Source organism: Halorubrum sp. CGM4_25_10-8A (assembly GCF_005435025.1).
In the GTDB taxonomy this organism is placed as follows: domain Archaea; phylum Halobacteriota; class Halobacteria; order Halobacteriales; family Haloferacaceae; genus Halorubrum; species Halorubrum ezzemoulense.
The window spans coordinates 100072-118664 of record NZ_SGTX01000009.1; the positions used below are offsets into that span (position 1 = coordinate 100072).

The 18593-nt window shown below is 71.4% G+C and carries 20 protein-coding genes and 1 pseudogene; 11 read left to right on the forward strand and 10 right to left on the reverse strand.

What is annotated here, in order from left to right; genetic code table 11:
• Window positions 1-26: 26 nt before the first annotated feature.
• The gene (locus EXE52_RS11185) at window positions 27-1067 is read right to left on the reverse strand and encodes a MoxR family ATPase (RefSeq protein WP_089308140.1); all 1041 of its coding nucleotides are present in this window, start codon (window positions 1065-1067) and stop codon (window positions 27-29) included.
• A gap of 215 nt (window positions 1068-1282) precedes the next feature.
• Entirely contained in the window at window positions 1283-2650 is a 1368-nt protein-coding gene (locus EXE52_RS11190; RefSeq protein ID WP_089308139.1) for a dihydroorotase, read from the reverse strand.
• Between the two features lie 127 nt (window positions 2651-2777).
• On the opposite strand from EXE52_RS11190, the gene EXE52_RS11195 reads away from it, so the two are divergent.
• The 3 genes from EXE52_RS11195 to serS all read left to right on the forward strand — a co-directional run bounded on the left by EXE52_RS11195 (window position 2778) and on the right by serS (window position 5088).
• Window positions 2778-3299, forward strand: a complete 522-nt coding sequence (locus EXE52_RS11195) for a hypothetical protein (RefSeq protein ID WP_089308138.1) — start codon at window positions 2778-2780, stop codon at window positions 3297-3299.
• Between the two features lie 87 nt (window positions 3300-3386).
• A complete protein-coding gene (locus EXE52_RS11200) occupies window positions 3387-3626 on the forward strand; it encodes a hypothetical protein (RefSeq protein WP_049931593.1) in 240 nt (79 codons plus the stop codon).
• Window positions 3627-3717: 91 nt separating this feature from the next.
• Window positions 3718-5088: a serine--tRNA ligase gene (gene serS / locus EXE52_RS11205; protein WP_089308137.1), complete on the forward strand. Its 1371-nt coding sequence runs from the start codon at window positions 3718-3720 to the stop codon at window positions 5086-5088.
• A 27-nt stretch (window positions 5089-5115) separates the two neighbouring features.
• Here serS and EXE52_RS11210 read toward each other — a convergent pair whose 3' ends face one another.
• Complete coding sequence (locus tag EXE52_RS11210; RefSeq protein WP_086215414.1) at window positions 5116-5718, reverse strand: hypothetical protein; 603 nt, start codon at window positions 5716-5718, stop codon at window positions 5116-5118.
• A gap of 130 nt (window positions 5719-5848) precedes the next feature.
• Here EXE52_RS11210 and EXE52_RS11215 point away from each other — a divergent pair, with 130 nt between their 5' ends.
• Window positions 5849-6340, forward strand: coding sequence for a hypothetical protein (locus EXE52_RS11215; RefSeq protein ID WP_089308136.1), 492 nt, complete (start codon window positions 5849-5851; stop codon window positions 6338-6340).
• Window positions 6341-6357: 17 nt separating this feature from the next.
• On the opposite strand, the pseudogene EXE52_RS11220 reads toward EXE52_RS11215, so the two are convergent.
• Window positions 6358-6892 (reverse strand): annotated as a pseudogene (locus EXE52_RS11220) (P-loop NTPase); the annotation flags it as partial.
• A gap of 12 nt (window positions 6893-6904) precedes the next feature.
• Between EXE52_RS11220 and EXE52_RS11225 the strand changes: the two are divergent.
• The gene (locus EXE52_RS11225) at window positions 6905-7072 is read left to right on the forward strand and encodes a helix-turn-helix domain-containing protein (protein ID WP_394334811.1); all 168 of its coding nucleotides are present in this window, start codon (window positions 6905-6907) and stop codon (window positions 7070-7072) included.
• A 96-nt stretch (window positions 7073-7168) separates the two neighbouring features.
• Here EXE52_RS11225 and endA read toward each other — a convergent pair whose 3' ends face one another.
• Both endA and EXE52_RS11235 read right to left on the reverse strand, forming a co-directional pair.
• Window positions 7169-8332: a tRNA-intron lyase gene (gene endA, locus EXE52_RS11230; RefSeq protein ID WP_089308135.1), complete on the reverse strand. Its 1164-nt coding sequence runs from the start codon at window positions 8330-8332 to the stop codon at window positions 7169-7171.
• Between the two features lie 55 nt (window positions 8333-8387).
• On the reverse strand, window positions 8388-10055 hold the full coding sequence (locus EXE52_RS11235; RefSeq protein ID WP_089308399.1) for an HTTM domain-containing protein: 1668 nt from the start codon (window positions 10053-10055) through the stop codon (window positions 8388-8390).
• 214 nt (window positions 10056-10269) lie between these two features.
• Here EXE52_RS11235 and EXE52_RS11240 point away from each other — a divergent pair, with 214 nt between their 5' ends.
• Window positions 10270-10686, forward strand: coding sequence for a thiol-disulfide oxidoreductase DCC family protein (locus EXE52_RS11240; protein ID WP_086215411.1), 417 nt, complete (start codon window positions 10270-10272; stop codon window positions 10684-10686).
• Window positions 10687-10709: 23 nt separating this feature from the next.
• On the opposite strand, the gene EXE52_RS11245 is transcribed toward EXE52_RS11240, so the two are convergent.
• The 3 genes from EXE52_RS11245 to EXE52_RS11255 form a co-directional block, all read right to left on the reverse strand.
• Window positions 10710-11243: a dihydrofolate reductase gene (locus EXE52_RS11245; protein ID WP_089308134.1), complete on the reverse strand. Its 534-nt coding sequence runs from the start codon at window positions 11241-11243 to the stop codon at window positions 10710-10712.
• On the reverse strand, window positions 11243-12271 hold the full coding sequence (thyA, locus tag EXE52_RS11250) for a thymidylate synthase (RefSeq protein ID WP_049931586.1): 1029 nt from the start codon (window positions 12269-12271) through the stop codon (window positions 11243-11245). The genes EXE52_RS11245 and thyA overlap by 1 nt, the downstream gene beginning before the upstream one ends.
• Before the next feature lie 97 nt (window positions 12272-12368).
• The gene (locus tag EXE52_RS11255; RefSeq protein WP_176450665.1) at window positions 12369-12965 is read right to left on the reverse strand and encodes a metal-dependent hydrolase; all 597 of its coding nucleotides are present in this window, start codon (window positions 12963-12965) and stop codon (window positions 12369-12371) included.
• A 144-nt stretch (window positions 12966-13109) separates the two neighbouring features.
• Here EXE52_RS11255 and EXE52_RS11260 point away from each other — a divergent pair, with 144 nt between their 5' ends.
• Window positions 13110-14192, forward strand: coding sequence for an alanine--glyoxylate aminotransferase family protein (locus EXE52_RS11260; protein ID WP_086215408.1), 1083 nt, complete (start codon window positions 13110-13112; stop codon window positions 14190-14192).
• Between the two features lie 65 nt (window positions 14193-14257).
• Window positions 14258-14680 (forward strand): hypothetical protein, encoded by a 423-nt coding sequence (locus EXE52_RS11265; protein ID WP_089308133.1) that lies wholly within the window; start codon window positions 14258-14260, stop codon window positions 14678-14680.
• Here the strand turns inward: EXE52_RS11265 and EXE52_RS11270 are convergent.
• Window positions 14640-14867, reverse strand: coding sequence for a hypothetical protein (locus EXE52_RS11270; protein WP_233127177.1), 228 nt, complete (start codon window positions 14865-14867; stop codon window positions 14640-14642). The two genes, EXE52_RS11265 and EXE52_RS11270, sit on opposite strands and share 41 nt — an antisense overlap.
• Before the next feature lie 91 nt (window positions 14868-14958).
• Here EXE52_RS11270 and EXE52_RS11275 point away from each other — a divergent pair, with 91 nt between their 5' ends.
• From EXE52_RS11275 to EXE52_RS11285, 3 genes are all read left to right on the forward strand, one after another.
• The gene (locus EXE52_RS11275) at window positions 14959-15945 is read left to right on the forward strand and encodes an aldo/keto reductase (protein ID WP_089308132.1); all 987 of its coding nucleotides are present in this window, start codon (window positions 14959-14961) and stop codon (window positions 15943-15945) included.
• A gap of 91 nt (window positions 15946-16036) precedes the next feature.
• Entirely contained in the window at window positions 16037-17608 is a 1572-nt protein-coding gene (locus EXE52_RS11280) for a lipopolysaccharide biosynthesis protein (RefSeq protein WP_137703724.1), read from the forward strand.
• A gap of 56 nt (window positions 17609-17664) precedes the next feature.
• The gene (locus EXE52_RS11285) at window positions 17665-18573 is read left to right on the forward strand and encodes a succinylglutamate desuccinylase/aspartoacylase family protein (RefSeq protein WP_049931580.1); all 909 of its coding nucleotides are present in this window, start codon (window positions 17665-17667) and stop codon (window positions 18571-18573) included.
• Window positions 18574-18593: the final 20 nt, after the last annotated feature.

The window sequence follows — 18593 nt, forward strand, 5'->3', positions numbered from 1 at the left end:
GGCGCGAGGGGGGCGTCATGGGCGGGTCACTCCACGCGAATCCGGTCGAGCGCGTCGCTGACGACGTCCGCGCCGTCGGTCCCGCCCGACTCGGTCCGGACCCGATGCGAGAGCACCGTCGGCGCCTCGGTCTGAACGTCGTCCGGGATCACGTACCCGCGGCCGTCGAGCGCGGCGCGGGCCTGCGACGCGCGGATCAGCGCGAGGCTCCCGCGCGGGCTCGCCCCGAGCTTCGCGTTCCGCCGGGTGAACACCGCGAGCCGGGCCACGTACTCCCGGACCGCCTCCGAGGCCTCGACCTCGCCGACGACCCGGCGGGCCGCCCGCACGTCCGCGATCGTCGCGACCGGCTCGACCGAGTCGACCGGGTGGTCGCCGGTGAGCCGCCCGAGGATCGCGGCCTCCTCCTCGGTGTCCGGGTAGCCGAGCCGGATCTTCTTCGTGAACCGGTCGACCTCCGCGACCGGAAGCTCGTACGTCTGTCCCGGCTCCACGTCGTTCTGGGTCGCGATCACGCAGAACGGGTCCGGCAGCTCGCGGGTGGTCCCGTCGGTCGTCACCTGGTTCTCCTCCATCGCCTCCAAGAGCGCCGACTGCGTCTTCGGCGGGGCGCGGTTGATCTCGTCGCCCAGCACGACGTTCGCGAACACCGGACCGGGCTGGAAGTCGAACTCGTCGGTGCGGCGGTTGAACACGTTGACGCCGGTGACGTCGGAGGGAAGGAGGTCGGGGGTGAACTGGACGCGCTTGAACGAGCCGTCGATCGAGCGCGCGACCGACTTCGCGAGCGTCGTTTTCCCGACGCCCGGCACGTCCTCCACGAGCAGGTGGCCGCGCGCCAGCACGGTGACGAGGACGTGTTCGACCGCGCCTCGCTTGCCGACGATCACGTCCTCGACCTCCTCGACGATGCGGTCCGCGAGCGTGGCGACGTCCGCGGGGGTCTCCGGTCCGCTCCCCGCGCCGGCCCTGGTCGTCGCTCCCGCGGCCTCGGCGTCGCTCGATTCCGCGTCGGCCGACCCCGCGGGACCCGTCCCGACCGGCCCCGACTCTCCGGGGTCGGTCATGTCCGGCCGACCTCGTCCGGGTCGGGCTCCCGCCCCGAGGCGACCGTGCGAATGCTCCCCGTGGTCATCGATATACACCGGCTAAGGCGAGCAACGGCATATGCGTTCCGCCGCCCCCGATCCGTCGTCGCGGCCGATTTCGGCGTCTCGGCCGTCGATCGCCCGGACGCGCGGTTTCCGCACAGCGCTCCGCGATTCCCTTCGGTTCCCCGCGATTACGACTCCCTGACGTTCCGCCCGACGGGCTCGCCGAACGACGCCGCCCCCGTCGCCGGGTCGCGTTCGTAGACGACCTCGCCGCGGACGAGCGTCACCTCGGGGAAGACCCCGCGGAGCCCCTCGAATGGGGTCCACGCGGGGGCGCTGTGGAGCGCGGCGGCCTCGATCTCGCGGGGGTCGGCGATGTCGACGAGGACGAGGTCGGCGTCGCGCCCCGCCGCGACCCGCCCCTTCCGGTCGAGGCCGAATATCTCGGCCGGGTTCGCGGCGACCACGTTCCGGACGCGTTCGAGCGACAGTTCGCCCGTCCGCGCCGACTCCAGGAGCAGGGGGTACAGCGTCTCCACGCCCGGCACGCCGCTCGGCGCGTCGACGAGTCCCCGCCGCTTCTCCTCGACCGTGTGAGGCGCGTGGTCGGTCGCGACCACGTCGACGTCGCCCGCGGCGAGGCGGGCGAACAGCGCCTCGCGGCGCTCCTCGGACCGTAGCGGCGGGTTCATCCGCCCGAACGTGCCGAGCGACCGCGCCCGCTCGCGGGAGAGGTAGAGGTGGTGCGGCGTCACCTCGCAGGTGACGCGTGCGGCGTCGGTACTAGCGTCGCCGTCGCCCTCTCCCGACTCGCTTTCGCGGGCCTCGACGACGGCGTCGACCGCCTCCGGCGTCGAGGTGTGCGCGACGTGGAGCTGGGCGTCGCGCTCCGCGGCCGTCGCGAGCGCGCGCTCGACCGCGGCGACCTCGGCGTCGGCCGTCCGATAGGCGGACCACGCGTTGGCGGTCGCGGCCGTGCCGACCCCGCCGAGGTCGCCGTTGAGCGCGCCGTCGTCGAACAGCGTCGCGTCCTCGGCGTGGACCGTGACCGGCACGTCGCGGGCGCTCGCCTCGTCGAGCGCGTCGGCGAACAGGTCGGCGTCGATCCCCATGTCGCCGGTCGAGTCCGCGAGGAACACCTCGCCGAGCGCGAAGAGGCGCCGATCGAACAGCTCCTCGGGGTCCCAGTCGGGGGTCACGCCGCCGTTGATCCCGTAGTCGACGAGCGAGTCGGCCGCGAGCGCGGACTTCTCGTCGAACGCCGCGCCGTCGACCGTCGGGGGCGAGGTGTTCGGCTGGTCGACGACGGTCGTGACCCCGCCGGCGGCCGCGCTCTCGGACCCGGAGGTCCACGTCTCCTTGTGCCCCCCGCCGGGCTCCCGGAAGTGGACGTGGACATCGACAGCGCCCGGCAGGAGGTGCCTCCCGCGGGCTTCGAGGACGCGCTCGCCGCCGTCGGCGCCGAGCCCCTCGGCGACCGCGTCGATCCGTCCGTCGTCGCCGATACGCACGTCTCGCACCCGGCCGTCGGCCAGCGTCGCGCCCGTGATGAGCATCGTTGTCGGCCGGTCGCGGCGAGCGGGATAAACGCTGGTGGTTCCGGGCGGCCGCCGGCCGACCGCGACGGCGACGCCTCGCAGGTCACCACAAGAGGTTTGCCGCCCGCGGCGGCTCGTCTCGCGCATGGTCTCGCCCGTCCCCGCTCCGTCGGTTCCGACCTCCCTCGCTCCCGCGGTCGTCGATTCGGTCGTCGGCTGGCTGTGGACGCTCGCGCTGCTGGGCTTCCCCGGGCTCGTCGCCGCGGGACTGTGCGCGCCGTTCCTCGCGGCGTCGCGCCTCCGGGCGCTGTTCGAGGCGCTTCCCCCGGCGGGGCGGGTCCTCCCCTCGTACCTTGCGGTCGCGGTCGGGCTCTCCGTCCCGTACCTCGTCGGGGTCGGCCTCACGGTGGCGCGCGCCGGCGAGGCGGGGCCCGCGTGGAGTTCGGGGTTCCTCTCAACGGCGCTTCTCGGCGGCGTCCTCGTCGGCCTCGTCGCCCCCGCGGCCGCGGTCGCCGGGCTGCCGCGGTTCGGGGTCGACTGGGACCCGACGGGATACGGCGTCGGGACGTGGCTCCTCCTCGGCGCCGCCGGCCTCTGGTACGCGGTCGTCGCCGCCGTGCCGCTCGCCGCGCTCGCCGTCGGGATGGCGTTACCGGGCGGGTACTGACGGCGACGCGCGAACCGGGCGCCCCGACTCCGCGGGACCTCCCGATTCCATAACACTTTGTTGCCTCGCGTCGAGACTCCCCCGCGCATGCTCCCCGCACCATTCCGGCTGTTCTTCGTTGCCGTCCCCCTCCTCGTTAGCGCCGGCGCGCTGGCGATGGCGGCGTTCCCGCGAAAGATGACGAGCTGGCAGACCCGCTCGCCAGACGGATCGACGGGGCGGATCGAACCGAGCGACACGCGGATCCTGATGATGCGCGTGATGGGCGTCGTCGTCGCCGCGCTCGCCCTCCTGATGGCGTTCGGTACGTTCTCGTTCATCCCCTGAGGCCCGCGGTTCCGCGCTCCGGCCCGAATCCTTGTCACGCGGTGACGACGCTCCGATACGGTTTTGGGTCGCCCCGCGGAACTCCCGACAAATGCTGTCTCGACAGTTCGTCCGGGAGAACCCCGAGGTCGTCCGCGAGGCGCTCGACAACAAGGGCGTCGACGTCGACCTCGACCGGATACTCGACGTCGACGAGGAGTGGCGAAAGCTGAAACAGCGCGGCGACGACCTGCGCCACGAGCGCAACGAGGTCTCCTCGACGATCGGCGAGCTGAAAGCCGCCGGCGAGGAGGAGGCGGCCCAGGAGGCGATCGAGCGCTCCCAGGAGCTCAAGTCGGAGCTCCAGGAGGTCGAGGCGCGCGCCGACGAACTGGAGCGCGAACTGGAGGCGTCGCTGCTCGAACTGCCCCAGATCCCCCAAGACTCCGTGCCGGTCGGCGCGGACGAGTCGGAGAACGTCGAGGTGCGCCGCGAGGGGTTCGACGACCACCGCGAGGTCCCCGCCGACGTGGAGCCGCACTACGACCTCGGTGAGGACCTCGAGATCCTCGACTTCGAGCGCGGCGCGAAGGTCGCCGGCGGCGGGTTCTACGTCGCGAAGGGCGACGGCGCGCGCCTCGAACACGCCCTGATCCAGTTCATGCTCGACGTCCACCGCGAGCAGGGGTACGAGGACGTGTTCCCGCCGATCCCCGTCAACTCCGAGTCGATGCGCGGCACCGGGCAACTCCCGAAGTTCACCGAGGACGCCTACCGCGTCGAAGGGTCGAACGAGGACGACTACGACGACGACGACCTCTGGCTGCTCCCGACCGCGGAGGTGCCGGTCACGAACCTCCACCGCGACGAGATCCTCCTCGGCGAGGACCTCCCGCTGAAGTACCAGGCGTACACGCCCAACTTCCGACAGGAGGCGGGCGAACACGGCACCGAGACGCGCGGTATCGTCCGCGTCCACCAGTTCAACAAGGTGGAGATGGTGAACTTCGTCCGGCCCGAGGAGAGCGACGAGCGCTTCGAGGGGCTCGTCGACGAGGCCGAGGAGGTGCTCCGCCGCCTGGAACTGCCCTACCGCATCCTCGAGATGTGTACCGGCGACCTCGGGTTCACGCAGGCGAAAAAGTACGACGTCGAGGTGTGGGCACCCGCGGACGACATGGACGAGGGCCCGGAGCAGGGAGGCCGCTGGCTGGAGGTCTCCTCGGTCTCCAACTTCGAGGATTTTCAGGCGCGCCGCGCTGGGATCCAGTACCGCGAGGAGCACCACGAGTCGGCGGAGTACCTCCACACCCTGAACGGCTCGGGGCTCGCGGTCCCGCGGATTGTCGTCGCGATCCTAGAGTACTACCAGAACGACGACGGCACCGTCACCGTCCCGGAGGCGCTCCGCCCGTACATGGGCGGCACCGAGGTCATCGACGGTCACGACGCGGTCGGCGAGTCGAAGCTGGGCGGGGAGTAGCCGGCGCCGTCCCCTCGGTCGCGGCCGCTACTTGTTCTCTAGGGCGTCGAGGATACACGCGGCGGCGATCACCGCCTCCTTCGGCACGCCGCTCGCGTCGTCGATGGTGACCGTGTAGGCGTCGCGCATCGAGAACTGCCCCGCGATGTCGCCGACGTGGCCGCCGTCGGCGTCGAATATCTCGTACTTGTTCGGGATCAGGTTCGCGGGGCCGACGAGGTGCCGGAGCGCGGACAGCACCTTGTTTTTCGACCGGATCGTCGCCAGCGCCTCGCCGGTGTCGGGGTCGCGAATCGTCCAGTTCTCGACGAGAAGCGAGAGGTCCTCGTCCAAGACGACGACCTCCTCGCCGGTGCCCGCGTCGGTGATCGCGTAGTTGCCCGCGACGTCCATGATGCCGCCGGCCTTCACCGAGAAGGCGTCCTCGCCGTCGGCCGTGACGAACGGGAACTCCTCTTTCAGCTTGAACATCTTCTGTTTCCCGCGCAGGACGACATCGCCGGCGCTGTCGGTGACGGCGTACTTGTTGCGGACCAGCGACTGCGTGACCTCGTATCGGTCGTCGCTGAGGTCCACCGTTGAGATGTCGTACGCGCTCGACTCGGCGGGGAACGTGGAGGGGTCGACCATGGGTGTCGACGCGCGTCACCGCCGGAAAAAGCTTCCTGCTCTCTCCGCGGCGCCCGCGGCCGGTCGGTAGCTCAAGCGATCGTCGTAGCCTCCGAGACCCCCTTTGAAACGGCGCACCGTCGTGACGGTAATGTCTCGACTCGCCCTCGTCGCGGTCGCGTGTCTCGTCGTCCTCGCCGGCTGCCTGTCGGGCGGCGCTCCGGGCTGCCCCGCGATAGGACCGGACGGCGAACGGGTCGACGATCCGGTGTGTCCCGACCAGCGGACGGGCGGGCTCTCGCTGTCCCTCGATCGGGACGGGGAGACCGTCCGCGTCGTCGCCACGAACGTGGGCGACGAGCCGGTCCCGATCAATCCGGACCGGTGGGTCGTCTTCCGGAACGCCGCCGACTCGGGGGCGCCCGAGTGGCGGGCGGCGGCGAACGCGCCGGCGGGAACGTACAATCTGACCGTGATCGAACTGGCCCCCGACGAGACGCGGACGTGGACGCTCCGCTACGACCCGACCGCGTCGGACGCGTCCGACCGGCGCGACGCGGTGCTCGACCGGCCGGGCGAGTACGTCTTCTCGCTCGGGTCGAACAACAGGACCTACGTGATCCCCTTCGAGATCGAGGCGTGAACGGCGGCGCGCGCCGCTCAGACCGCCTCCTCGCTCTTCCGCTGTCGGTGGTGACGCCGGAGGACGCCGACCTTGTTCGCGACCGCGGCCGCCAGGTCCCGGAACGCCGCCGCGGCCTCGCCGTCGCCGTCGGAGACGATCGGCTCACCGTCGTCGCCTCCCGCGCGGACGGCCGGGTCCAGCGGCAGCGATTTGAGGTACGGGACGTCGACCGACTCGGCGAGCGTCCGCCCCCCCGTCCTCGCCGAATATCTCGTGTCTGTCCCCGCAGCTCGGGCAGACGAACCCGCTCATGTTCTCGACGACGCCCAACACGTTCGTCCGGTACTCCCCGAACATCTGAACGCCTCGACGGGTGTCGCCCACGGCGACGGACTGCGGCGTCGTGACGACGACCGTCCCCGTCACGGGGAGGTTCTGAAGCACCGTCAACTGGACGTCGCCCGTCCCCGGCGGCAGGTCCACCACGAGGTAGTCGAGCTGCCCCCACGACACGTCCTCGAAGAGGTCGGTGAGCGTGTTCTGCGCGACCGGTCCGAGCTGACCGACCGGCAGCGCGAAGCGGTGCGCACCGCGCACTTCGCCGGGTTCTTCGAGTGGCCCCGCGAGCACACCGGAGAGGAGGTGGCGTCGATGATGGATATCTCGCAGACGACGTTCACGCAGCACCTCCGCGCGGCCGAAAACAAGCTGTTCGCCGCGCTGTTCGACGACACTGTGACGGTGTCGTGAACGGCCCGCGGAGCGGTGACCGGTCGGCCACGGGGCGGTGATCGGTCGGCCGCGAGACGGTCGGCTGCGGTATCCCTCAACTCCGGTGCCGGTCGGCTACGGCGTCAGTCGGTCGACCGAGACCCACTCCACGTCGGCGGCGCGGACCCAGTCCGCCGCGCGCGCGCCGCGTCCGCCGCCGACCGACGTCACCGCGAACACCATCTCCTTGCGGACGCCGCCGGCGAGCCGCACGTCGAGCGAGAGCTCGCGCGGCGAGAACCGGTGGTCGGCCTCGACGACGCGCACCAGGTGTTCGGAGTGGGGCAGGTCCTCGACCGTCTCCACGTCGAGGTACGTCCGGAAGTCGGCGCCGAACTTGAAGCCGGTCTTCGGCACCGCGTCGGCACCGCGGAGGCGCTCGTACACCGCGAGCCGGCGGTCGAAGCGGTCCCCCTCCACCTCGCGGCCGCGGGCAACGATCCGGGCGGCGTCGTCGCCGGCAACACCCCCCTCGTCTCCGACCGACGTGGACAGCGCCAGCCGGCCGTCCGCGACCAGCGACGCGGCCTCGACGAGGGAGAGCTGGAGCGCGCCCTCGACGTCTGCGGCCCGTCCGGTGAGCGGGCGGCCGTAGAAGCCGCGCTCGTACAGCCCCTCGGGGGCGTCCCAGACGACGACGCGGTCGGCGAGGAGGACGCCGCTCAGGTCGGCGGGGGGCTCGTAGTCGGTCGCGCCGTCGACCGCGCCGCCCTCGGCCGCGAAGTATGTGATGTCGGACTCCTCGTCGACGACCGCGAGGGTGCGGCCCGCGAGCCCCGCGGCCGCGACGGACTCCCGCTCGCCGACGACCCGAATGGGGTACTTGACCTTGCCCGTGTCGGGCGTCTCGCCGCGCTCGTAGGCGACGAAGTCGACCGCGTCTCCCGGCGCGTCGCTCCCCCCGGGCCACGGCTCGCGGGCGGGCGAGAGGTAGAAGCCGCGGTCGCGGAGGTCGGAGTAGACGAGGAACCGCACCGCGAAGCGGTCGGCGGCGGCCGCGCTCGCGACGAAGAAGCGCTCGAAGCCGACGGGGTCGCCGCCCGACACGCCCGCCGCGTCGCCCCCGAGTTCGATCCCGGAGAGGTCGCCGCGGAACAGGAGGTGGGCGGCCTCGACCCGCGAGAGCGCGATCTCGTTGCCGTCGAGCGGCCGCCCGTACCCCCGGGCGTCGTAGAAGCGCTGGCGGGCGTCCCCGCCCACGCGGACCGCGTCGCCCCGCAGGTGTCCCGTCGGTTGCATACCCGTCACGGCGGCCGGGCGAGGGAAGGGGGTTGCGGTCGGCGGTCGGGGCCGGTCACTCGTCTTGGATGAACTCGCCCGAGCAGTCGTACTCGATCAGCTCGAACCCGTTCGCGGCCACCACGCTCCCGTTGTAGGGGTCGGTCCGCTCGTACTGCTGGTGGATCGTGACGTTTTCCACGGCCGTCTCGCGGGTCCGGTTCCAGTCCTCACAGAGGTAGTTCGCGAGGTACGACCGGTGGTTCTCGTTGTCCGTCGACGCGACGTTGCCGAGGTACTTCCGCCAGCGCGCGCTCCGGTAGGTGGCCTCCGCGCGCGGCGGCCGGTCGAACTCCACGGGCGAGTCGCGCAACACGTCTCGCTCGGTCCCGTCGGCGAGGGTGCCGACCGTCACGAACCACCGGGTCGTGCGGGTGGGATCCGGTGCGAACATCCGCCAGTGTTGGTCCATCTCGACGGTTTCGAGGGCGTTTTCGGCCGGGTCTGGCGTCTCGGCGTAGCCGACTGCCTGGGCGCTCGAGAGGACGATCAGCACGAGGAAGACGTACGGCACGACCGTCGAGAGGAGCGGTCGTCCGCGTCCGACTCGCGCGCGGAGGCCGGCGAGGGCGCCGCTCGGCGTCGGTCGGGGTATCGACGCGTCGAGCGAGGCGAGCGCGTCTCCGACGGACTCGAGGCGCGCGCGCCACCGTTCGAGGGCCGCCGGCGGGCCGAACCGATCCACGGCGCGCTCCGCGGCGTCCCAGACCGGGGTCTGGAAGAACGGCACGAAGCCGACGACGACGACGATGGGGAAGAGGCCGATCGGCATCGTGACCGCCATGCCGAGGTGCATCCCGACGAACAGCGAGGCGATCGCGGCGCGCGGGATCCCCGTGAGCAGGATCAGCAGCGGGGAGGCGAACAGGAGCGCGATCCACAGGACCGTGAGACCGCGGAGCAGGCCGGTGAACTCGGCGAGGTGGTTCCCCAGCAGGTAGGTGAAGTGGTCCGCCTGCATGATGTACGCGACCGCCTCGCCGTCCATCCAGAGGTCGCTCCCGCGCTTGTGGATGCCGTTCGTCACGTACATCAACAGCACCTGTATCAGGACCGCCATCGTGGCGACGGTCGCCACGGCGGACCCGGACGGCCCGGCTGTCGCGGACTCATCGCCGTCGTCCGCCCCGGGATCTCTCTCGGAGCCGCCCGCGCCAGCGGCGGCGTCCGCGTCGGTCCCCGCGCCTGCCCGCCTGAGGGCGTCGACCGACCAGCGGGCGCCGAGCGGGAGGAAGACGCTCCAGAAGAGCAGCATGCGGAGCAGGCTGTCGCCCGAGTTCAACACCATCGGGTTCCGGGCGTGGAGCGAGAGCAGCAGCAGCCACGAGGCGAGCGCCGCGAGCCGCGTCCGATAGCCGGCGAGCAGCGCGAGGGCGAACGCGCCCGCGAGCGCGAACAGCAGGGCCACGGCCCACGGCTCACCGACGAGCGCGTGGACGGAGTACACCTCCCCGTAGTCGGCGAACAGCGCGCTCCGCGGGAGCACGCCGTCGTCCGTGTAGAAGGCGGACAGCGAGCGCGACCGCCGGATCAGGTCGGCGATCACCAGCGCACCGAGGCCGATCCGGAAGGCGGCGAGCGCGCGCAGGTCCACCGAACACCGCGCGGCGAGCGCCGCCGAAAGCCGTCGCACGACGGTCCGGAACCGCGATCGGGCGGTCGCGACGGAGGAACTTCGAGCCATGATGTCGGACTCCAACTTGTTGGAGAGGCCGAGGGACCTGTATAAGTTTTCCGTGCGCGGGACGGACCGCGTCCGCCTCGGCGCCCGCCGGGGTACCCGGCAACCGGTATCCCCCTTCTGCGCTCGCCGCAATCTTCCGCTCCGCCGCCACCGCAACCCCGGCTCCGGGTCCACCGCAATCCTGAACTGCGGCGGCGACATAGGTTCGCGAGTGATGGACGGGGATATCCCCGACGATGAGGCCGTCATCCTCTTCGACGGCGTCTGTAACCTCTGTAGCGGGTTCGTACAGTTCGTCGTCCCCCGCGACGCGGAGGGGAAGTACCGCTTCGCCTCGCTCCAGTCCGACGTGGGACAGGCGCTGCTGGCCGAACACGACCTTGCGAGCGACGACCTCGACTCGGTCGTCCTGATCGAGGACGGCGAGAGCTACGTGAAGTCGTCGGCGATCATCGAGATCGCGTCGGGGCTCGGCGGCCGCTACCGGCTGCTCTCGCCGTTCCGCTACGTCCCGAAGTCGGTTCGCGACCGAGTCTACGACTTCGTCGCCGACAACCGATACCGGTGGTTCGGGAAGAAGGACCGGTGTATGATGCCCACCGGCGACGTGGAGTCGCGGTTCATCGAGTGAGCGAGGCGTTACCCCCGGCTCGCTCACTTCGCGTCGCGCCGCTCGTAGGTGACGAACGCGAGGTCGTCGTCGGTCTCGCGGGCGCGCTCGACCCACGTCTCCCGGTCCCAGTCCGGAAACCGCGTGTCGCCGTCGGGGCGCTCGGGGATCTCGGTGATCTCCATCCGGTCGGCGCGGTCGAGGTACGCCTCGTACACCGTCGCGCCGCCGATGACGTACACGTCGTCGACGCCGCGGTCGGCGGCGTTCGCTCCCGCCCGCGCGAGCGCCGACTCGACGTCGTGCGCGACGACCGCGCCGTCGGGGAAGTCGCCGTCGTCGACGGGGCGGGTCGTCAACACGACGCTCGTCCGCTCGGGGAGCGGGCCGCCGACGCGCTCGGCGATGCGTTCGTACGTCTTCCGACCGACGATCACCGGGTGGCCGGTCGTGAGGCGCTTGAACCGTGCCAGGTCCGATGGGTAGTGCCACGGCATCGCGTCGCCGTCGCCGATCACGCGGTTCTCGGCGACGGCGGCGACGAGGACGAGGTCCGGGTTCGAATCCATGCCCGCCATCACTCCGCGACCGCGAACGAGATGCCGTCCGCGGAGTCGTAGTCGACGACCTCGACGTCCTCGTAGGTCAGCTCGTCCAGCGGCTTGTCCGCGATCTCGATCCGCGGGCGGTCGCGGGGCGTCCGCGACAGCTGTTCGAGCAGGCCGGGCACGTGGTCGTACCCCTCCTGCCCGTTCGGCTCGTCGGGGGCGGTGCGCTCGACCCAGCTTTTCACGTCGAGGTAGTCCTCCTTGCTCTCGACGTTCGCGAGCCGCTCTTGGACGTAGCGGAGATTGTTCGCGTACCACTTCCCGCGCTCGCCGCGGCCGCAGTAGACGTGCGCGTCGACGACCGTGTGGCCGAACTCCCCGACCTCGAAGCCGGTCCGCTGCGCGAGCGCGTTCGCAAGCAGCGCGTACGCCGCGATGTTGAACGGGACGCCGAGCGCGATGTCGCCCGACCGCTGCGTCAGGTGGAGGTTGAGCCGGCCGTCTTGGACGTTCACCACGAAGGTGTAGTGGCAGGGCGGTAGCGTCGAGACGGCGGCGTTCGCCGGGTGCCACGCGTTCACGACCATCCGGCGGGAGTGGGGGTTCTCTTCGAGCGTGTCGAGGACGTACTGAATCTGGTCGAACGTGCGCCGCCGCGTCCCGTCGTCGTCCTCCTCCACGGTGACCCAGCGGTCCGCGTCGTCGGGCCACGTCTCGCCGGGGAGTTCGGCCGCCGCCTCCGGGACGGGGTACCGCCGCCAGAACCGACCGTACGCGGTGTCGAGCTTCCCCTCCTCGTCGGCCCACGCGTCCCAGATCTTCGTCTCCTCGCGGAGGTTCCGGATGTGCTCCTCGCCGGAGAGGTACCACAGCACCTCGTGGATGAGCGAGTTCCACCGGTAGCCGTCCATCTTCTTCGTCGTCAGGAGGGGGAACCCCTCCGCGAGGTCGACGGTGTACTGCCCGCTGAACGTCGCGATGGTGTCGACGCCGGTCCGGTTCGGCTTGTACGTGCCCGTCGAGAGCGCGTCGTCGACGAGATCGAGGTACTGTTGCATGGTGGGGTGGACGCGCCGGGACGGCCGTCGCCGGCGCGGGCTGATATCGGATGAAACGGGGCGGGGAACCTAATAACGTTGATCGAACCCGCCGCAGTCACCGGTACCGCTCGGGGACGTACGGGTCCAACACCGCCGGCAGCAGCGGGAAGAACACTGCGGCGGCGTCCGCGAGACGCCGGCGAAGGACCGCGTACACGGCGGCGACGATCACCGTGGCGACGACGAGCCGTCGGAGCGGCCCGTCGAGCAGGAGGTACAGCGGCACCGACATCGCGACGGAGAGCGCGAGGTCCTCCACCGCGCCGTCGTAGCGGACGCCGCGGCGCGGCGGGATCCACCGATCCCGGTGGTGGTCGTACACCGCCTTGTCGGAGTTCCCCTCCCACGGGCGGAGCTCCAGCCCGCCGCCGTACATGTCGGTGACGCTGTGGAACGCCGCCCCGAGGAGGAAGAACGCGGCGCCGACGGTGACGGGTGACGGCGCCAGCGCCGCCGCGAGCAGCGCCGGCACCGCGATCACCGGGTAGTACACCGGGTAGTGGAGCGTCCGCCGGTGACCGACGTACATGTCCAGATCCGGCGTGAGGCCGCCGAGAAAGCCGGCGACGAACCCGATCGGCGCCAGCTCCGGCGCCACGAGCGCCAGCGGGGTCGCGAGCAGCATCCCCGCCAGCACGTGGGTCGGGAGCATCATTGTGATCGTACTCAGGCGACAGAAATATATGAGTATGTCGCCCGGCCGTTTCCGTCGCCGACCGTCTCGATCGCTCGACCGCGGCGCCGACGGTCGCGCTTCGCGCGGACGGTTTATATACGGGCGGTCAAACCGGGACGTATGCTCATGACGCCGGGGCCGACCGCGGTCCCAGAGCCCGTGCGCGACGCGATGTCCCGCGAGCTGATACACCCCGACGTAGACCCGCGGTTCCGGGAGATATACGACCGGCTCACCGACCGGCTCGCGAGGGTCTACGGCGTCGACACCGACGCACCCGGAGGGGACGCCCGCGATGTCGTCGCCCTCGGCGGCGAGGGGATCCTCGGGCTGGAGGCGGCGGTCGCGTCGCTCGTCGAGCCCGGCACAGAGGTGCTGTGTCTGTCGAACGGGCTCTACGGCGAGGGGTTCGCCGACTTCGTGGAGTCGTACGGGGGGACCCCGACCCTGGTCGCCGCCGACCACGACGAGCCGCTCCCGGTCGACGCGCTCGACGAGGCGCTGGCGGGGGACGAGGCCGACTTCGACATCGCGACGATGGTCCACTGCGAAACGCCGACCGGCGCGCTCAACGACGTTACGGCGGCGCTCGACCGGATCGAGGCCGCAGACGCGGAGGTCCTCACGGTCGTCGACGCCGTCTCGTCGCTCGGCGGCGTCTCGGTCCCGACAGACCGGATCGACGTGTGCCTCGGGGCCTCACAGAAGTGCTTCAGCGCGCCGCCCGGGCTCGCGACCGCCGCGGTGAGCGAGCGCGCGTGGGCCGCGATGGAGGAGCGGGACCCGCACTCGCTGTACGCGAACTTCCTCCCGTTCCGCGACGTGAGCGACGGGTTCCCGTACACGCACCTGACGACCGAGGTCGTCGCGCTCGACGCGGCGCTCGGGCTGCTGCTGGACGAGGGCCTCGACGCGGTCCGAGAGCGACACGAGGCGGCCGCGGCCCGGTGCCGCGAGCGCGGTGCGGAGCTGGGACTGGAGCCGGTTCCCGACCCGGAGCGCAGTTCGCCGACGGTGACCGCCTTCGAGGTCCCCGGTCGGGCCGAGGCGCTTCAGGAGCGGCTGCGCGAGGAGCACGACGTGATTCTCGCGACCGGACTGGGCGAAGACGCCGGAGACGTACTCCGCGTCGGCCACATGGGTCACAACGCGCGAGTCGAGCGCGTCGACGAGACGATGGACGCGCTGGCGGCGGTGTTATGAACGGGGGGTGAGACGGGCCCACAAACCGCCGATATCTTCATCTCAGACGCGGCGGGCATCCGGTTATGCCGTCGCCACGCGAGGCGATCCGGGAGCACGGCTGGACGGTCGAACACGTCCCCCACGAGAGGATCGCGAAGTACAACGCCTGTTACCGCGTCGAACTCGACGGGGAGCTGATCTACCCGCCAGCGGCCGACGACCTAGGCATCCCGAGGAACGAGGTCTGGATCTCCGAGAAGTGGTCGAGGTACGACCGGTTCATCCTGTATCATGAGCTCAGAGAGATCCTCTACCGGGCGAACGGCCACGACAAGTCCACGGCGCATCGGCTCGCCGAACGCGACGAACTGTCGCTGTGGCGGGACAACCCCCGCTGGCGGGTGATGAACGCCGAGTGGGACCAGGGACGGGCGCACCTCCCGTTCCCGCACGAGGGAGGCGGCCTCAGTCGGCGGACCGCCGCAGCAACAGCGCGATCCCGGTGAGCGACACCGACATCCCGAACAGGATCACGCCGAGGTAGCCGACCGCGATCGACCCGATGTCCTGAATGTGCGAGTGGTACTCGTCGGTCACGTGCGCGTACAGCAGGAGGGTGCCGACCGCGCTGAGCAGGAGACCGACCGCGTTCACTACCAGCCCGAGCTTCGCCATGTCTCTCGTGTCGTCCACACTCCAGGTAAAAGTGAGCGGTGGAATGGAACGTCGCGGCCTCGCCGCCTCCGGAACGCCCTTGCCCCCGCCGCGATCAGTAGCGGACAGTATGAACCACCGCGAACTCGGCGATGTCGGCGAGGTCAGCGAGGTCGGCTACGGCGCGTGGGAGATCGGGAGCGACTGGGGCGAGGTCACGGAGGACGAGGCGGTCGCGGCGGTCGAGACTGCGCGCGACGCCGGGATCGACTTCTTCGACACCGCCGACGTGTACGGCGACGGTCGCTCTGAGCGGATCCTCGGCGAGACGCTCGCCGACGAGATCGCGGCCGGCGACGTGACCGTCGCGACCAAGGCCGGTCGCCGACTCGACCCCCACGAGCCCGACGGGTACACGGAGGCGAACCTCCGCCGATTCGTCGACCGCTCGCGGGAGAACCTTGGCGTCGAGACGCTTGACTTGGTCCAACTCCACTGCCCGCCGACGGACGTGTACTACCGGCCGGAGACGTTCGACGCGCTCGCGACGCTCGAATCCGAAGGTCGGATCGACGCCTACGGCGTCAGCGTCGAGCGCGTCGAGGAGGGGCTGAAGGCGATCGAGTATCCCGGCGTCGAGAGCGTCCAGATCGTCTTCAACCCGTTCCGGCAGCGGCCCGCGGAGCTGTTCCTCGACGAGGCCGCCGCGCGCGACGTGGGCGTGATCTGCCGGGTGCCCTTCGCCTCGGGGCTGCTGACGGGCACGCTCTCCCGCGACGACGAGTTCCCCGAGGACGACCACCGGAACTACAACCGCGACGGCGACGCCTTCGACGTGGGCGAGACGTTCGCCGGCGTCCCCTTCGAGGCGGGCCTCGACGCGGCCGACGCGCTCGACGAGCGCCTGCCGGACGACCGGCCGCTCTCGGAGTTCGCGCTGCGCTGGATCCTCGACCACGACGCCGTCTCGACCGCGATCCCGGGCTCGACGACCCCAGACCACATCCGGGCGAACGCGGCCGCGAGCGTGGCCGCCGCGCTCTCCGACGCCGAGCGCGAGGCCGCGGCGGCGGTGTACGACGAACACGTGCGCGAACACGTCCACCAGCGCTGGTAGGTCGCGGCCGCGGGACCGCGAGTCCGGTCGGGCCGGCTGCGAAACGCGTTCCTTTTTTTGCGCGACCGCGACCGGATCGGCAGAGACGACCGTGGAGAGCGAACGCGAGGCGGCGGCGACCGAGCCCGACGACGAGCGCGAGCGCGGCGAGATCCCCGACGACGAGCGCGAGGCGTTAGAGACGATCGCGCACGGCGCCGTGCTCACCTCCGGCGGGGTCGCCGGCCAGCGCGCGCTGATCGCGGCGGCCGAGTTCGCGCTGACCCGCGGGCTCGGCCCGACCGCCTACGGCGTGTACGCGCTGGCGTGGCGGATCGCTCAGCTCTGCTCCCGGCTCGTGACGTTCGGCAGCGTCCCCGCGATCCAGCGGTACCTCCCGGAGTACGCGGACGACGCGGGCCGGCAGGGCGCCGTCGCCGGTCTCGCGTACGGGACGACGATCGGGTTCGGGGTCGCGATCGCGGTCGGCGTCTGGCTCGCGGCGCCGGAGATAAACGCCGGCACCGTCACCGAGCCGGCGTTCACGGGAACGATGCGCGCGTTCGGCGGCCTCGTCGGGCTGCTCGGGGTCGTGATGGTCGCGTCCGCGCTCTTCCGCGCGGTGGGGTCCGCCCGCGGCGAGGTCCTGTTCAACAAGCTGTTGCGCCCGGGCGTCCGGCTGGTCGGCGCCGTCGGCGCGCTCGCGCTCGGCTACTCGGTCGTCGGCGTCGCCGGCGCCATCGTCGCCGCGACGGGACTGCTCGCCGCGGCCGCCGTCCCCCTCTCGGCGTCCGTCACCGGTGTTCGCCCGACGCTCCGCGGTGCTCGCGCGGAGGCGCGCCGCTTCTACGACCACGCCGCGCCCGTCGCGATGAGTAGCCTCGGGAAGGTGTTCCAGAACCGCGTCGACGTGCTGCTCGTCGGCGCGCTGCTGACGGCGACCGCGGCGGGCGTGTACAACGTCGTCCTCGTGGTGATCGCGGTCGCGTGGATCCCGCTCTTATCTTTCAACCAACTGCTCCCGCCGGTCGCCTCGGAGCTGTACGCGGACGACCGGACGGCGACGCTCAACGAGGTGTACGGCTCCGTCACGCGGCAGATCGTCACGGCCGTCGTCCCGATACTCGCCGCGCTCGTGGTGTACGGCCGGGAGATACTCGGCCTGTTCGGCGAGGCGTACGTCGCCGGGTACCTCCCGCTCGTCGTCTACCTCGGCGGCGTCTTCGTCGGGAGCGCGGTCGGCGCGACCGGTTGGCTGCTGATGATGACGGACCACCAGTACGCGCGGATGGCGCTCGACTGGCTGCTCGCGGTCCTCAACGTCGGCCTGACGTACGCGTTCGTCGTCCGCTACGGGCTCGTCGGCGCCGCGCTCGGCACGTCGCTCGCCATCGCGGTCCAGAACGGGATCCAGGTCGTCCTCCTCCGCCGCTTCGAGGGGCTGTGGCCGTTCGACCGGACGTTCCTCACCCCGCTCGCGGCCGGCGGCGTCGCGGCCGCCGCGATGTTCGCGGTCCGGGCGCTGCTGACCGGTCTCCCGGTGGTCCTCGGGGGGAGCGTGATCGGGCTCGCGGCGTACGCGGCCGCGCTCCGACTCCTCGGCGTGGACCCACGCGACCGGTTCGTCGCGCGGCGGCTGGCGCGCCGGTACCGCGCCGCGATCGCGGAGCGGTTCGACCGCTGAGGATCCCCGCGCGCGGATCGCGACGATTTATTGGCCGACCGCGTCGTACCCACGGTATGCAAACGATCGACCGCGGGTCGGCGGGGTCGGCCCGCGTCGCGATCGTCGGCGGGATCCACGGCGACGAGCCCGCCGGCGTCCGGATAGTGGAGCGGCTCGCCGAGGAACTCCCACCCCTCGACCCGAACGACGACCGCGTGGAGTCCGACGGACTCGTCCGGCTGATACTCGCCAACGAACCGGCGATCGCGGCCGAGACGCGCTACACGGACGCGGACCTGAACCGGGCCTTCCCGGGCGACGCCGACAGCGACGAGTACGAGCGGGCGCTGGCGCCGCGGCTCGCCGCCGAGTTGGAGGAGTTCGACGCCGTGCTCGCGCTCCACACCTCCCACAGCGCCCCGCCGCCGTTCGCCATCTTCAGCGACCTCACGGAGTCCGTCCGCCGCACCGTCACCGGGCTCCCGGTCGACCACGTCGTCGACGCGAGCGGCCTGCGGTCGACGACGCTCGACTCCACGATCCCGCACACCGTCTCGATCGAGGTGGGCCGACAGGGGAGCGAGGCGGCCGTCGAGTTCGGCCACGAGGCGTGTCGAGCGTTCCTCCGCGTTCACGGCGCGATCGCGGACGAGCCGCCGACGTTCTCGGAGACGGTCGTGGTGAAAGGCGACGAGGAGGTGCCGAAGGGCGGCGGCGAGCCGCGCGTCCACTTCGCGAACTTCGAGGCGATCCCGGAGGGCGCCGTGTTCGCGGAGGACGACGTGTACACCCACCGCGTCGAGGAGCCGGGGCTGGTCCCGATCCTCGCGAGCGAGGAGGGATACGACGACATCTTCGGCATGTACGGCCGCGTCACGGGCGCGTTGAGGCCGCCGGGCGAGGGCGACCTGCGGGTGTACCCGCGCGACGACTCGGAGGGCACGGGAGAAAGCGACGGAGCGCGGAACGGCGCGGACCGGTAAGAACGGTCGGACTGCGTGTT

Excerpts from the sequence above, each read along its gene's own strand:
- EXE52_RS11265 (WP_089308133.1), top strand. The coding sequence starts at position 14,258 with ATGCCGTCGCCACGCGAGGCGATCCGGGAGCACGGCTGGACGGTCGAA.
- EXE52_RS11245 (WP_089308134.1), bottom strand. The coding sequence starts at position 11,243 with ATGGCGGGCATGGATTCGAACCCGGACCTCGTCCTCGTCGCCGCCGTC.
- EXE52_RS11260 (WP_086215408.1), top strand. The coding sequence starts at position 13,110 with ATGCTCATGACGCCGGGGCCGACCGCGGTCCCAGAGCCCGTGCGCGAC.
- serS (WP_089308137.1), top strand. The coding sequence starts at position 3,718 with ATGCTGTCTCGACAGTTCGTCCGGGAGAACCCCGAGGTCGTCCGCGAG.
- thyA (WP_049931586.1), bottom strand. The coding sequence starts at position 12,271 with ATGCAACAGTACCTCGATCTCGTCGACGACGCGCTCTCGACGGGCACG.
- EXE52_RS11235 (WP_089308399.1), bottom strand. The coding sequence starts at position 10,055 with ATGGCTCGAAGTTCCTCCGTCGCGACCGCCCGATCGCGGTTCCGGACC.
- EXE52_RS11195 (WP_089308138.1), top strand. The coding sequence starts at position 2,778 with ATGGTCTCGCCCGTCCCCGCTCCGTCGGTTCCGACCTCCCTCGCTCCC.
- EXE52_RS11190 (WP_089308139.1), bottom strand. The coding sequence starts at position 2,650 with ATGCTCATCACGGGCGCGACGCTGGCCGACGGCCGGGTGCGAGACGTG.
- EXE52_RS11240 (WP_086215411.1), top strand. The coding sequence starts at position 10,270 with ATGGACGGGGATATCCCCGACGATGAGGCCGTCATCCTCTTCGACGGC.
- EXE52_RS11275 (WP_089308132.1), top strand. The coding sequence starts at position 14,959 with ATGAACCACCGCGAACTCGGCGATGTCGGCGAGGTCAGCGAGGTCGGC.
- EXE52_RS11185 (WP_089308140.1), bottom strand. The coding sequence starts at position 1,067 with ATGACCGACCCCGGAGAGTCGGGGCCGGTCGGGACGGGTCCCGCGGGG.
- EXE52_RS11210 (WP_086215414.1), bottom strand. The coding sequence starts at position 5,718 with ATGGTCGACCCCTCCACGTTCCCCGCCGAGTCGAGCGCGTACGACATC.
- endA (WP_089308135.1), bottom strand. The coding sequence starts at position 8,332 with ATGCAACCGACGGGACACCTGCGGGGCGACGCGGTCCGCGTGGGCGGG.
- EXE52_RS11215 (WP_089308136.1), top strand. The coding sequence starts at position 5,849 with ATGTCTCGACTCGCCCTCGTCGCGGTCGCGTGTCTCGTCGTCCTCGCC.
- EXE52_RS11255 (WP_176450665.1), bottom strand. The coding sequence starts at position 12,965 with ATGCTCCCGACCCACGTGCTGGCGGGGATGCTGCTCGCGACCCCGCTG.
- EXE52_RS11285 (WP_049931580.1), top strand. The coding sequence starts at position 17,665 with ATGCAAACGATCGACCGCGGGTCGGCGGGGTCGGCCCGCGTCGCGATC.
- EXE52_RS11200 (WP_049931593.1), top strand. The coding sequence starts at position 3,387 with ATGCTCCCCGCACCATTCCGGCTGTTCTTCGTTGCCGTCCCCCTCCTC.